Origin of the sequence: Klebsiella sp. GL120222-02, from assembly GCF_003097195.1 — a bacterium.
In the GTDB taxonomy this organism is placed as follows: domain Bacteria; phylum Pseudomonadota; class Gammaproteobacteria; order Enterobacterales; family Enterobacteriaceae; genus Klebsiella; species Klebsiella variicola.
This window is the reverse complement of record NZ_QEQO01000005.1, coordinates 1-14006: the sequence shown is the minus strand read 5'-3', so window position 1 is coordinate 14006 and position 14006 is coordinate 1. Positions and strand designations below refer to the sequence as shown.

Annotated in this window: 11 protein-coding genes; 4 read left to right on the top strand and 7 right to left on the bottom strand. The window is 56.9% G+C overall.

The window, feature by feature from the left end:
• Nucleotides 1–29: 29 nt before the first annotated feature.
• The 4 genes from N438_RS15975 to N438_RS15960 are packed head-to-tail and all read right to left on the bottom strand — an operon-like array spanning nucleotide 30 to nucleotide 4465.
• Nucleotides 30–986 carry an ABC transporter permease gene (locus tag N438_RS15975; RefSeq protein WP_016160217.1) on the bottom strand — a complete coding sequence of 319 codons (957 nt, stop codon included), beginning with the start codon at nucleotides 984–986 and terminating at the stop codon, nucleotides 30–32.
• Nucleotides 983–1954 carry an ABC transporter permease gene (locus N438_RS15970; RefSeq protein WP_008807605.1) on the bottom strand — a complete coding sequence of 324 codons (972 nt, stop codon included), beginning with the start codon at nucleotides 1952–1954 and terminating at the stop codon, nucleotides 983–985. The genes N438_RS15975 and N438_RS15970 overlap by 4 nt, the downstream gene beginning before the upstream one ends.
• Complete coding sequence (locus tag N438_RS15965; RefSeq protein ID WP_008807606.1) at nucleotides 1947–3431, bottom strand: sugar ABC transporter ATP-binding protein; 1485 nt, start codon at nucleotides 3429–3431, stop codon at nucleotides 1947–1949. Before N438_RS15965 ends, N438_RS15970 begins: the two co-directional genes overlap by 8 nt.
• Nucleotides 3432–3481: 50 nt before the next feature.
• Nucleotides 3482–4465 (bottom strand): autoinducer 2 ABC transporter substrate-binding protein, encoded by a 984-nt coding sequence (locus N438_RS15960; protein ID WP_008807607.1) that lies wholly within the window; start codon nucleotides 4463–4465, stop codon nucleotides 3482–3484.
• A gap of 503 nt (nucleotides 4466–4968) precedes the next feature.
• On the opposite strand from N438_RS15960, the gene trpS reads away from it, so the two are divergent.
• Nucleotides 4969–5976: a tryptophan--tRNA ligase gene (gene trpS, locus N438_RS15955; protein WP_016160216.1), complete on the top strand. Its 1008-nt coding sequence runs from the start codon at nucleotides 4969–4971 to the stop codon at nucleotides 5974–5976.
• A gap of 48 nt (nucleotides 5977–6024) precedes the next feature.
• On the opposite strand, the gene N438_RS15950 is transcribed toward trpS, so the two are convergent.
• Complete coding sequence (locus N438_RS15950; protein WP_040972698.1) at nucleotides 6025–7419, bottom strand: diguanylate cyclase; 1395 nt, start codon at nucleotides 7417–7419, stop codon at nucleotides 6025–6027.
• A 403-nt stretch (nucleotides 7420–7822) separates the two neighbouring features.
• On the opposite strand from N438_RS15950, the gene N438_RS15945 reads away from it, so the two are divergent.
• From N438_RS15945 to N438_RS15935, 3 genes are read left to right on the top strand one after another with little or no spacing between them, the layout of a single operon-like run.
• On the top strand, nucleotides 7823–8890 hold the full coding sequence (locus N438_RS15945; RefSeq protein ID WP_008807610.1) for an HlyD family efflux transporter periplasmic adaptor subunit: 1068 nt from the start codon (nucleotides 7823–7825) through the stop codon (nucleotides 8888–8890).
• Nucleotides 8887–11631, top strand: coding sequence for a ribosome-associated ATPase/putative transporter RbbA (gene rbbA, locus N438_RS15940; RefSeq protein WP_116696371.1), 2745 nt, complete (start codon nucleotides 8887–8889; stop codon nucleotides 11629–11631). Before N438_RS15945 ends, rbbA begins: the two co-directional genes overlap by 4 nt.
• On the top strand, nucleotides 11631–12755 hold the full coding sequence (locus N438_RS15935) for an ABC transporter permease (RefSeq protein WP_012542996.1): 1125 nt from the start codon (nucleotides 11631–11633) through the stop codon (nucleotides 12753–12755). The genes rbbA and N438_RS15935 overlap by 1 nt, the downstream gene beginning before the upstream one ends.
• Nucleotides 12756–12795: 40 nt before the next feature.
• On the opposite strand, the gene N438_RS15930 is transcribed toward N438_RS15935, so the two are convergent.
• Both N438_RS15930 and N438_RS15925 read right to left on the bottom strand, forming a co-directional pair.
• Nucleotides 12796–13113, bottom strand: a complete 318-nt coding sequence (locus N438_RS15930; RefSeq protein ID WP_012969041.1) for a hypothetical protein — start codon at nucleotides 13111–13113, stop codon at nucleotides 12796–12798.
• Between the two features lie 323 nt (nucleotides 13114–13436).
• Nucleotides 13437–13712 carry a DUF2574 family protein gene (locus N438_RS15925; RefSeq protein ID WP_052145553.1) on the bottom strand — a complete coding sequence of 92 codons (276 nt, stop codon included), beginning with the start codon at nucleotides 13710–13712 and terminating at the stop codon, nucleotides 13437–13439.
• Nucleotides 13713–14006: the final 294 nt, after the last annotated feature.

The following is a 14006-nucleotide window of genomic DNA, read 5'->3' as shown; positions in this document are numbered from 1 at the left end:
CCCGTCTTCGCCCCCCGAGGACGGGTCATTTACCCAGCTCTCTCCAGTCCCAGCATGCCTCGCGCCTGGATAAAGCACAGCAGCAATACGCCCCACAGCGCCATCGTCAGATAGGGGCTGATCCCGAGGATATTGAACCCACTCTCAATGATCTGCAGCAGGAACAGCGCGAGCACCATCCCGACGATGCGCCCGCTGCCGCCATCCGGATTCACGCCGCCGAGCACCGCCGCGAGGATCGACACCAGCAGATACGATTCTCCATAAGACGCTTTGGCTGAGTTCAGCTTCGACATCATCAGAAACGCCGCCACCGCGCAGAGCAGGGCCGAGATGACATATACCCACATTAATACCCGTCGGGTATTGATCCCGGAATAATGGGTCGCCCGCTCGTTGGATCCGATCAACATGATCGCCCGACCCAGCGGGCTTTTCTCCAGCAGCACCCACAGCCCAAACGCCACCACCGCAAAAAGCCACATTGGCAGCGGAATACCGAACCACTGAGCGTGATTCAGCCACAGCACCCACTGCGGATAGTTAGCGATAGCGCTGCCGCCGGTGATCAGAATATTGATCCCCTTAAGCAGGGTCATCATGCCAAGGGTAGCCAGGATCGGCGAAACGCGGATCCCGGCAATCAGTATCCCGTTGCACAGACCAATGATCATCGCCGCCCCTCCGCCGGCCAACAGCGTCGCCAGCGCGGTGGCGCCACCCGGCGGATAGCTCGTCGCTACCCAAGCCATCACCAGCGAACAGGCGTTGGCCGTCGCGATAATGGACAGATTAATGCCGCCGCAAAGCATGGTCATGGCCATCGCCAGCGCCAGGATCCCCAACACCGGCATTTGCGAGGCAATCGACTGGAAATTGCTGACAGACCAGAAGATGTTTGGCATGGCGATGCTAAAGGCGATAACCGTCAGCAGCAGCAGGCCGATCAGGTAAAACTCAACGTTGTTGCGCCACGATTTTTTCATAACAAGCTCCGGTTCTGATGCTGGCTCCATGCCGTTACGCTGATGCTGACGACGATGATCGCCCCGGTGATCAGGGTCTGCCAGTAGGAGGAGACCCCCAGCAGGTTCAGGCCGTTCTGCATCACCGCCAGTAAAATCACCCCCAGCAGCGTACCGGTGAGAGTTCCGCGCCCGCCAATCAGGCTGGTGCCGCCCAGCACCACCGCCGCCAGCACCGTCAGCTCATAGCCCAGCAGTGAATCCGGCGCAACGGTCATCACTGTCCACGCCTGCACGACACCTGCGGCCCCCGACATTAGCCCCATATAGCCATAAACGAACAGCTGCAGGCGGAGCACGCTGAAGCCGACGCGGCTGGCGGATTCCCGGTTGCCCCCCATGGCATAGATCTTGCGGCCAACGGTGGTGAAATTCATGATAAACGCGGTCAACAGCACCACGGCGATCATCGTCAGCAGCGGCAGCCCCAGGCCGTAATCGTAACCATCGGCATCGGTATATTTGAACAGCATGACCCCCTTTTCAAACCACGGGGGGAAGTCGTAGAGCCAGACACCTTTGCTTAACCACAGCAGCAAACCGTAGAAAATATTGAGCGTAGAAATGGTGATAATGATCGAGGGGACCCGCAGACGATTAACCAACAGCGCGTTCACCAGCCCCAGCAGCACGCCGATGCCGCCGGCAAGCACAAAAGCCACCGCGAAGTTGCCGCTTACTTTTTGCAGCATCACCACCATGCCGTACTGGGCGATAATGGTCATAGCCGGGAAGGAGATATCAATCCCGCCGGCGATCAGCACCACGAACAGACCACAGGCGAGAATGGTCAGCATCGCGTAGTTATTAGCGAGGTCGTAAAGATTGCCGAAAGTGAAAAATTCCTCACTGCGCCAGCCCAGCAGCAGGCACAACGCAATAATAAACATACCTAACCAGAATTCATGTTGTTTCAACAGATTAGCCATTGACCACCTCCGCTATCTGCTGCTGGGTACTGCTGTCCGGCGGGAAGTTATGGGTTAGCTCGCCCTGCTTCATCACCAGGATGCGATGACTCTGGTACCACGCCTCTTCGATCTCGTCGCAAATCATCAGCACAGCGATACCATGGGCAGCCAAATCGCTGATGATATGATAGATCCCGGCTTTGTTTGCGATATCCACCCCCACGGTTGGGCTATCGAGGATCAGCAGCTTAGGCGAGATCGCCAGCCATTTGGCGATAGAGACGCGCTGGGCATTGCCGCCGGAGAGGGTATTCACCGGCAGATGCGTATCCGGCGCCTTGATGGTCAACGCGTTGACCATTCTTGCGACCAGTTGCTGAGCTTTACTGTCACTCAATAGCCCACAAGCGCCTTTCACTTTATGAAACACCGTGCTGATGATGTTGTTTTCAATCGACTGGCTCATCACCAGGCCGCGCGACATACGGTCCTCAGAGACATAGCCAATACCGTGGCGGATAGCATCCTGGTTGCTGCGCAACCGCACCGGCTGGCCATTTATCAGGATCTCGCCGCTGTCGGGGCGGGTCATGCCAAAAAGGCTCAGGCACAGCTCTGTTCGCCCGGCGCCCAACAGGCCGACTATCGACACCACTTCTCCGGCTTCGACCTTCAGGGAGACGTTGTGATATTCCCCTTTGCGACAGAGATTGCGCACCTCCAGCACCGGCGTGCTGCCCTTCCCCTGCCACAGATCGCGCACCTGATAGTCAAACTCCTGGCCCGTCATCAGAAAACCGAGCCGTCGGGTGGTCACCTCAGCCGCCGGCAAGGTACCAACCAGATTGCCATCCTTCAGCACGCTGATGCGGTCCGATACGGCCATGACCTCTTCCAGACGGTGGCTAACGAAGACGACGCAGATCCCCCTCTCACGCAGTTGGCGCACCACATGCAGTAGTCCTTCCACTTCCTGATGGGTCAATGAGGCCGTGGGTTCATCCATAATGATAAGCCGGGCATCCTGCGCCAGCGCGCGGCAGATAGCCACCAGCTGACAGCGGGCGATGGAGAGCGACTCCACAGCGGCATCCAGCGGCAGCGAGACGTTAATACTGCGCATCGCCTGCTCCGCACTGCGCCGCAGCTCGCTGCGCCTCACCAGCACGCCGCGATGATAGTGGTTAATGGCAATGTTCTCCCACACGCTGAGATTGGGAAACAGCGACAGATCCTGATAAATCACCTGGATCCCATGGGCGACAGAGGCCGCTGGCGTTAGTTTGGGCCACGTCTTGCCGCCTAGCGTCATCGCTGCGCCCTCATCCGGGCGATAGACGCCAGAGATAATTTTGATCAACGTCGACTTCCCGCAACCGTTCTGCCCGGCCAGGCAGTGCACTTCCCCGGGCATAAAGTCGAGGCTGATATCATTGAGCGCGCGGTTGGCGTGGAAGGTTTTGCTGACGTGACGAAGGGAAAGGAAAGGTTCCATAGCATCCCCTGGCTGGTTAAGCCGGGGCGGCAGGCGCCCCGGAAGGTGGATTAGTAGAGCGAATCAATATTGTCTTTATTCACCAACAGCACTTTATGGAAGCGGATAATATGCTTGTCGCTATCGACATCCGCTTTACCGAGTTCTTTCAGTTCGAAGCCCGGCTCAATGGTTTTGCCGTTCAGCAGGGTGCTGGCGACCGCCGCGAGGGCATAGCCGGCTGTCGCCGGATCGTAGGTGATCCCTTCAGTAATATCGCCGCTCTTAATAAGAGAAGCCGCCTGCGATGGGATCATCATCCCGTAGACCGCGACTTTGTTTTTCGCACGCTTCTCTTTCACCGCGCGCCCCGCGCCAATTGGGCCATTCGAACCAAAAGAGACCACCGCTTTCAGATCCGGGTAAGTTTTCATTAGATCAAGCGTGGTACGGCGGGAATCATCAACACTTTCCGCCACCGGCATTCGGCGGGTGACTTCATGCATGTCCGGGTAATGTTCTTTTTGGTATTTCACCAGCAGATCTGCCCACAGGTTGTGCTGCGGTACCGTAAGGCTACCCACATAGATAACGTAGCCGCCTTTGCCACCCATCCGCTTGGCCATATGCTCCACGTATTCAGCGGCGAACTTCTCGTTATCGATGATCTCCACATCCCAGTTGGCGCTCGGCTGCCCGGGCGATTCGTTGGTCAGCACGACGATGCCGGCGTCACGGGCTTTTTTGAATACCGGCTCCAGCACGTTGGCATCGTTAGGCACGATAGTGATGGCATCCACTTTACGTGCAATCAGGTCCTCAATAATTTTCACCTGCTGCGGCGCATCGGTGCTGGACGGCCCTACCTGGGAGGCGTTGAGGTTAAACTCTTTCCCGGCCTGGACGACCCCTTCACCCATCCGGTTAAACCATGGCATGCCATCCACTTTTGAAATATTGACTACGGTTTTTTCCGCCGCATATACCGGCGCGGAAATAAGCGCAGCCCCCAACAGCAATGATGAAAAAATATTAACGACCAGACGTTTATGCATAATAATTAGCCTCAATACGTTGTAGTCAGACAGGGGTATGACGCAAAGCGGAAAAGAGATATAAATTGTAATAATGTTAATAATTTAGAAGAGAATAAACACAAGCCGTAACAGCAGACAGGTAATATCCAGCTATAAATATGGATAATAATACTATAATCCTGTGACGTGAGCTTTTTCACAAAAAACATGCAACATAGTTTGTTGTTCCAGAATAATGATCGGGTCGCAGAGAAAATATATTTTTCCCGCTTCGTCATTTACCGAAAAACAAACACATAAATAACATCAGGAAAAGTATGTGATTTTTGATTGCGCCTCCAGCCCCTTCCGTGGCAGGATACTCCCTATGAACAGAAACGTTATCGTTACCTATCCCCGTCGTTGGTGGCTGCCTGCATAACAGGCGGCACGATACACGTTTCCATTTTCAAAGCCGCCGGAAGGCGGCTTTGGTGTTTTCAGGACGTCTTTCGGCTGAACAGTCTGATAAGGAGTCCCTGATGAACCATCCACAAACCATCCTCACCGGCGACCGCCCGACCGGCCAGCTGCACCTTGGCCACTACGTCGGCTCGCTACGCCAGCGCGTCGCGCTGCAGCACGACCACCAGCAGTTTATCCTGATCGCCGACCTGCAAGGGCTCACCGATAACGGCAGCAACCCGCAAAAAATCAGCCACCATATCCTCGAAGTCATGGCCGATTATCTGGCCGTCGGCATCGACCCCAGGCTCACCACTATTTGCCTGCAGTCCGCTCTTCCCGCGCTGGCGGAGCTCAGCGCGCTGTATATGAATATCGTCACCGTCGCCCGCGTGGAACGTAATCCGACGGTCAAAAATGAGATTGCCCAAAAGGGATTCGCCCGTTCGCTGCCAGTGGGCTTTCTTGCCTATCCGATTAGCCAGGCGGCCGATATCACCGCCTTCAAGGCCGAGCTGGTGCCGGTGGGTGACGATCAGCTACCGATGATTGAGCAGACCAACGAGATCGTCCACAAGATGAATAGCCTCACCGGCGAGCCGGTGCTGCGCCACTGCAAGGCGCTACTCAGCGAAGTGAGCCGCCTGCCGGGCGTCGACGGTAATGCCAAAATGTCGAAATCGCTGGGCAATACGCTGACGTTATCGGCCAGTGAAGAGGAGATCCACCGCGCGGTCAGCGCGATGTATACCGACCCGACGCACCTGAGAGTCAGCGATCCGGGACATGTCGACGGCAACGTGGTGTTCACCTATCTCGACGCTTTCCATAGCGATAAGGCGCTGGTGGCAGAGATGAAAGCCCACTATCAGCGCGGCGGGCTGGGCGATCGCCAGTGTAAGAATGAACTGGAAACCTGCCTGCAGGCGCTACTGGCGCCGATCCGCGAACGCCGGGCTACCTATATTCAGGATAAAGGGATGCTGCTTGAGCTGCTGCGCCAGGGCAGCGAACGCGCCCACCAGCTCACGCAGCAGACGCTGCATGAAGTGAAGCGCGGGCTGGGGCTGCCGGTGCTGTTCTGAGTTTCAGAGCCCTTCCCCGGTCGCGCTACGCTTACCGGGGCTACGGTTTTATCCCCCGCCTTTGTGCATCTTCACGCAGTTGCGCCCCTCGCGCTTGGCGGCATACAGCGCGTTATCGGCGTCGCGCAGCAGCAGGTTGTAATCGGGGTGACCGGTGTGGGCGGCAAAGCCAATGCTGGCGGTGATGGGGATCTGCGTGTCGCCGCCAACGTTAAACGCCAGCTGGCCAATCTTTTTGCGCAGACGTTCAAGGAGAGGGGAAGCCTCTGCCGCACGGGTCTCCACCAGCACCAGCAGAAACTCCTCGCCGCCGTAGCGGAAGAGATAGTCGCTGGAGCGAATATTATCGCTGAGCAGATCGGCTACGTGCTTAATGGCGCGGTCGCCGACCATATGGCCCCATTTGTCATTGATCTCTTTAAAGAAATCAATATCGATAATCGCTACCGTCAGCGGCAGGTCATACTCAATCGCCAGGGTGACTTCATGCTTGAGCACCACCGGCAGATAGCGACGGTTAAGCAGGTTGGTCAGTGCGTCTTTGCCATTTTGCATCTGCGACAGACTACTGAATAACACTCCCAGCTGGCTGCTGATGTGCTGGCAATGGATATGGATCTTTTGCAGCAGGCTCTGAGTATTTTTATAACCAGCATCCTGTTCCGCGGTACGCCATTCGGTAATCAACGCATCCACCTGACCGATCAACTCAGTAATCTCCCCCATCTGCGGATTGTGGTTAAAATAGCGAACGCATTTATGGCGAAACCACAAACCAAATTCGGATTCAGATAATAACGTTGCGTTAAGGTCCGTCCTGTTCTCACTGACGATATTAAAAATCGCACTATTTTCCCAACCCGAAAGCGATGCCTGCTGCTTGCCATACTCCATCGGGACGTTATCCATCAGGCTGTACAGACGAAAAGCTTCTTCATTTTTGGTAGCCCGATAATGCGACAGCGTATAGGCGTGACACATCATCTCCACCGCCATATTCATCGCCATGATCGCGTAATGGATAGCCGCTATCCCTGTGTCCCGCGCGACCTGGCTGTCACGAATCGCCTCCACCAGCCCGGATTTTATCTGCCGCGCGCCGCGCAGCACCGCCTCTGCCGGGATGCCAATCCGCGAATGAATGCTGCCGATCTGATACTGGCGCTCCGCAAGAGCCTGAAGATCCTCTTTTTCACAGGTCAGGATCTGCTGTACCCATCCCGCCAGAGAGCGGCTCAGACGTTCCTCAACCAGCTCATAAGAGAGGTGCCTGGCGATATCCGGATCCTGAAAAATAAAATCGTAAAAGCGGGTCGCTAACATCGACGATCGCTCATCGGCCATTTTTTTAAGTAATGCACGGACGTCCGGCGTCAGGCTGTCATACAGCGGTAGCCATTCCTTAAAAATCACGGCGATATATTTTTGGCTTTCTTCATTCATGAAATTAAAGCACTCGTCGGATGTTTCTCAATGCCAGGAGCGGAATCATATCGTAGTTACCGGGGGGCAACCAGATAACAAAACAGGCGCCCTGTTTTCGCGGTTTTATCCTGACGGTGGGTATTTCTGTTAACGCACCGACAAGACCATGCACTTCGTATGGACAACATCGCCACGAATGTTACTATCGCGATGACGGTAGCTCTCACTATGCGTGTTTCATTAAGGCCAGGATCGCTGATGATGACCACATAAGTAGCACAGCGATCGGCTGCGCATCGACGCGGCAGAGCGCGGCGTCAGCGGCCTTTACCCCCACCTTTTCGTCCCTCGCAAGGAGGACGCTCCGCTCGGCGGAGGAAACACGCGCACCACTCAGCAAAGGGAATCAAGCGAGTCGCGTATGGACAAAATAAAGAAACGTTGGGCAGGGTATCTTGTCGGCTTACTGGTGGTGCTCGCCGCCGCCGCATGGTGGCTGCTGCGCCCGCCAGGTCTCCCGGACGGTTTTGCCAGTAGCAACGGCCGAATCGAAGCCACCGAAGTCGATATTGCCAGTAAAATCGCCGGGCGTATCGACACGATTTTGGTCAAAGAGGGCCAGTTTGTGCGTCAGGGAGAAGTCCTCGCGAGGATGGATACCCGCGTACTAAACGAGCAGCGTCTTGAAGCCGCCGCACAAATCAAGGAGGCGGAAAGCGCGGTGCTCGCCGCCAGAGCCTTGCTCGATCAGCGGCAGAGTGAAATGCGCGCCAGCGAAGCAGTGGTGAAGCAGCGCCAGGCGGAGCTGGATTCCTCGGCGAAACGCCATGTCCGCTCGAATGCCCTGTCGCAGCGCGGCGCCGTCTCCGCCCAGCAGCTGGATGACGACCGCGCGGCAGCAGAGAGCGCCCGCGCGGCGCTGGAATCGGCAAAAGCCCAGGTCTCTGCCGCCCGCGCCGCCATCGAAGCTGCCCGCACCAGCATTATTCAGGCGCAAACCCGCGTCGAAGCCGCCCAGGCGACCGAACGGCGGATCCTTGCCGATATTGACGATAGCGAGCTGAAAGCACCCCGTGATGGCCGCATTCAGTATCGCGTCGCTGAGCCAGGCGAAGTCCTGGCCGCCGGTGGCCGGGTGCTGAATATGGTCGATCTCGCCGATGTCTATATGACCTTCTTTCTGCCAACCGAACAGGCTGGCCTGCTGGCGCTCGGCAGCGAAGCGCGCTTGATCCTTGATGCCGCGCCGGATCTGGTGATCCCGGCCAACATCAGCTTTGTCGCCAGCGTCGCCCAGTTCACGCCGAAAACGGTAGAAACCAGCGACGAGCGCCTTAAGCTGATGTTCCGCGTCAAAGCGCGCATCCCGCCGGAGCTGCTGGCGCAGCATCTGGAATATGTCAAAACCGGCCTGCCCGGCATGGCTTACGTGCGGGTGGATAAACAACAACCCTGGCCTGAGGCGCTAACGGTGAGGTTGCCGCAATGAAACTGACGCCGCAGGATACCTCGCCCCCCGTCGCCCTGCTGGAAAACGTTGGCCAGCAGTATGGCGCCACCATCGCGCTGCGGGATATCAGCCTGGCGATCCCGGCACGGCGTATGGTTGGTCTGATTGGCCCGGACGGCGTCGGCAAATCGAGCCTGCTCTCGCTGATCGCCGGGGCGCGGGCCATTGAACAGGGTAACGTGATGGTGCTTGGCGGCGATATGCGTGATGTGCATCACCGCCGCGACGTGTGCCCGAAAATCGCGTGGATGCCACAGGGACTGGGGAAAAACCTCTATCACACCCTCTCGGTGTATGAAAACGTCGACTTCTTCGCCCGCCTGTTCGGCCACGATAAAGCCGAGCGCGAACTGCGCATCAACGAGCTGCTGCAGAGCACCGGGCTGGCGCCGTTTCGCGATCGCCCCGCCGGTAAACTCTCCGGTGGGATGAAGCAAAAGCTCGGCCTGTGCTGCGCGCTGATCCACGACCCGCAGTTGCTGATCCTTGATGAACCGACCACCGGCGTCGACCCGCTTTCCCGGGCGCAGTTCTGGGAGCTTATCGACAGTATTCGCCAGCGCCAGCCGGAGATGAGCGTGCTGGTCGCTACCGCCTACATGGAAGAGGCCGAGCGCTTTGACTGGCTGGTGGCGATGAATGCCGGCGAGGTGCTGGCGACTGGCAGCGCCGCGGAGCTCAAAGCCCAGACCGGCAGCCAGACCCTGGAGCAGGCGTTTATCGCCCTGCTACCTGAAGCACAACGTCAAGCGCATAAGACGGTAGTTATCCCGCCGCGCGACAGCCGCGAGGAAGAGATCGCCATCGAAGCACGCGGCCTGACCATGCGCTTCGGCAACTTTGTTGCCGTCGACCACGTTAACTTTCGCATCGCCCGCGGCGAAATCTTTGGCTTCCTTGGATCTAACGGCTGCGGCAAATCCACCACCATGAAGATGCTCACCGGCCTGCTGCCCGCCAGCGAAGGTGAAGCCTGGCTGTTCGGCCAGCCGGTCGACCCGAAGAATATCGCCACCCGACAGCGGGTGGGCTATATGTCACAGGCCTTCTCGCTTTACAGCGAACTGAGCGTTCGGCAAAACCTCGAGCTGCACGCCCGCCTGTTTCATATCCCGGACGACGAAATAGCCCACCGGGTCGCTGAGATGAGCGAGCGCTTTATGCTGACCGAGGTTGAAGACGCGCTTCCCGCCGATCTGCCGCTGGGGATCCGTCAGCGCCTGTCGTTAGCGGTGGCGGTCATCCACCGCCCGGAGATGCTGATCCTCGATGAGCCGACCTCCGGCGTCGACCCGGTGGCGCGCGATATGTTCTGGCAGCTAATGGTTGACCTCGCGCGACAGGATCGGGTCACCATCTTCATCTCCACCCACTTTATGAATGAGGCGGAACGCTGCGATCGCATCTCGCTCATGCACGCCGGCAAGGTGCTGGCCAGCGATACGCCACAGGCGCTGGTCGAGCAGCGCGGAGCCGCCAGCCTCGAAGCGGCGTTTATCGCCTGGCTTAAAGAGGCCCAACCATCCTCTCCACTACCAGATGAACCCACGTCTGCTGTCACATCGCATTCGGAACACACGGCCCCACGGCAGGCCTTCAGTCTACGCCGCCTGTTTAGCTACAGCCGCCGCGAGGCGCTGGAGCTGCGCCGCGATCCGGTGCGATCGACGCTGGCGCTGCTGGGGACGGTGATCCTGATGTTTATCATGGGTTATGGGATCAGCATGGACGTTGAGGATCTGCGCTTTGCCGTCCTCGACCGCGACCAAACCCTCAGCAGCCAGGGCTGGTCGCAGAACATAGCCGGTTCACGCTACTTTATCGAGCAGGCGCCACTGCACAGCTATGACGAACTGGACCGCCGGATGCGTGACGGCGAACTGGCGGTGGCAATAGAGATCCCGCCGAACTTTGGTCGCGATATCGCCCGCGGCACACCGGTGCAAATCGGCGTCTGGGTGGACGGCGCGATGCCCAACCGCGCGGAAACCGTGCGCGGTTACGTGCAGGCGATGCATCTCGCCTGGCTGCAGGAGATGGCCGGCCGCCAGAGCAGCCCACAGCGCGATACCTCGCTCATCTCCATCGAGACCCGCTATCGCTATAATCCGGACGTGAAGAGCCTGCCGGCCATCGTCCCGGCGGTGATCCCGCTGCTGTTGATGATGATCCCGGCGATGCTCAGCGCCCTGAGCGTAGTCCGTGAGAAAGAGCTCGGATCGATTATCAACTTGTACGTGACGCCAACCACCCGCAGCGAATTCCTGCTCGGCAAGCAGTTGCCTTACATCGTACTGGGGATGTTTAACTTCTTCCTGCTGTGCGCGCTGTCGGTCTTTGTCTTTGGCGTCGCGCATAAGGGCAGCTTCCTGACGCTGACCCTGGCGGCGCTGCTGTATGTCACCATCGCCACCGGTCTGGGGCTGCTGATCTCAACCTTTATGAAGAGCCAAATCGCCGCCATCTTCGGTACCGCGATCATTACGCTGATCCCGGCAACCCAGTTCTCCGGAATGATCGATCCGGTGGCGTCGCTGGAAGGGCCCGGGCGCTGGATCGGGCAAATTTATCCGACCAGCCACTTCCTGACTATCGCTCGCGGCACCTTCTCCAAGGCGCTGAATCTCAGCGATTTGTGGGGCTCGTTCATTCCGCTATTGCTTGCGGTGCCGCTGGTGCTCGGGCTGAGCGTGCTGCTGCTGAAGAAACAGGAGGGATGATGCGCGGATTACGCAATATTTATAATCTTGGCGTCAAAGAGCTGCGCAGCCTGCTCGGCGATAAAGCCATGCTGGCGCTGATCGTGTTTGCTTTTACCGTGTCGGTGTACTCCTCGGCCACGGTGATGCCTGGTTCGCTGCACCTGGCGCCGATCGCGGTTGCTGATATGGATAAATCCCAGCTCTCTTCACGCATTATTAACGCTTTCTACCGTCCCTGGTTTCTCGAGCCGGAGCTGATCACCGCTGATGAGATGGACGCCGGGCTGGATGCCGGGCGCTACACTTTCGCCATCAACATCCCGCCTAACTTCCAGCGCGATGTGCTGGCCGGTCGGCAGCCGGAAATCCAGGTCAATGTCGACGCCACGCGCATGAGCCAGGCCTTTACCGGCAACGGCTATATCCAGAATATTATCAGTGGCGAAGTCAACAGTTTTGTCGCCCGCTATCGGGATAACAGCGTACTGCCGGTAGAGCTGGCGGTAAGGATGCGTTTTAACCCTAACCTTGAGCAGGAGCGCTTTGGCGCGGTGATGGCGATCATCAATAACATCACCATGCTGGCGATCGTCCTCACCGGTTCGGCGCTGATCCGCGAGCGGGAACATGGCACCATAGAGCACTTGTTGGTGATGCCAGTAACGCCGTTTGAAATCATGATGGCCAAGATCTGGTCGATGGGCCTGGTGGTGCTGGTGGTCTCCGGGTTGTCGCTGATACTGATGGTGCAGGGGATTTTGCAGGTGCCCATTGAGGGGTCGATCCCACTGTTTATGCTGGGGGTGGCGCTCAGCCTGTTCGCCACGACCTCAATCGGCATTTTTATGGGCACCCTCGCCCGCTCGATGCCGCAGCTGGGGCTGCTGATGATTCTGGTGCTGCTGCCGCTACAGATGCTTTCCGGCGGATCCACGCCGCGGGAAAGTATGCCGCAGCTGGTACAGGATATTATGTTGACCATGCCGACCACCCACTTCGTCAGTCTGGCGCAGGCGATACTGTACCGTGGCGCCAGCTTTGCCATCGTCTGGCCGCAGTTCTTAACCTTGCTGGCTATCGGCGGGGTGTTCTTTACTATCGCGTTGCTGCGTTTTCGTAAGACTATTGGCGAGATGGCGTAAGGGCTTAAGAAGGGCCGTCGACTTACGGCGGCCCAGGGATTTATTTGTGGCGGTTCATAAAGCGACGTAAACCCCAGGTGAAGGCCATCGCCATACTAAACAGGATAAACAATAAGACAATCCAGCTGATGGAGATGCGCAGCAGCGTGCCGGGGGTCATAAACGGCTGCAGATAAACGGTGAAGGACTGGGCGGGTGATTTCCCCAGCAGTTCATAAACGTTATCCATAAGCCATACGCCGACCCGGCAGAACAGCCAGATAATCGCTGGCCAGCAGAGCAGCACCAGAAAGGTAAAGCGCTCCTGAATGTAAGTGAAGAGCTGGCGCAGTGGCGACCAGTTAAGCAGGATTTTCATTTCTATTCTCATATTGCCAGCCGATAACCTGCATATGTCTCGCAAGGTATTTCGGGCAGCATCCATACAGGCAATCATCCCTCTTTGTATAACAAATTTTCCGCCATATAAACCAGATCAAGTTAACAAAGTGTTAATGATGTAGCTCATTAAGACAAAAACAGGGAAGAAGCATACTGTTTGGCACAATACATCCGGGAGCGAAGTATTCAGTCACGGAAATATTTTTTCTGAATCGTAAGTGCGTTATTTTGCGGGAGGAAGAGGCAGCGCCATTATTTTACCGAGGCACAATAAAATGGCGCTGAAATAGAGAGATCATATTAATCGTAACTACTAATAATTATTTTCCGACTTGCATCATCCGGTAAATTCACCGTCCGCGTGATCACGCCGCGAGCATTCGTCATGCTATTTTGCGAAGCAATAAGATAGGTATTCTTTCCGCAACGCTGCTGAGGTTGTTTATTGACGATATCGGTACTGCAGGTTTCTGAAACCACCCGCCCGGAGAGCGTTAATGTGGCGGTATCAGCAGCAAACAGAGGTAAGCTTAGTCCATAAGCGAAAGCCAGAATCCCAATTAGCGGTTTTTTCATTGACTTTATAACCAGTTAACAGGATGAGAAATAAGCGAGTTGCTTTCTATTTTTCTCCCTTGGGAGAGATGATGCGTTGATTCATCACGCAGGGAAGATAATCCATATAATTAATAAGGACAATTCCAGGATAACCTATTAATGTGATAGGTATTGCTGATGTTAACGAACCAGGCGGTCGGGCCGGATGTTTCCCCGGAGGCGGTGCTGCGCACCTTGTCCGGGCTACAGGTCGTGCAGGGCGGGTGCGAATCCGTAGCCCCGGTAAGCGCAGCGCCACCGGGGAGACATACC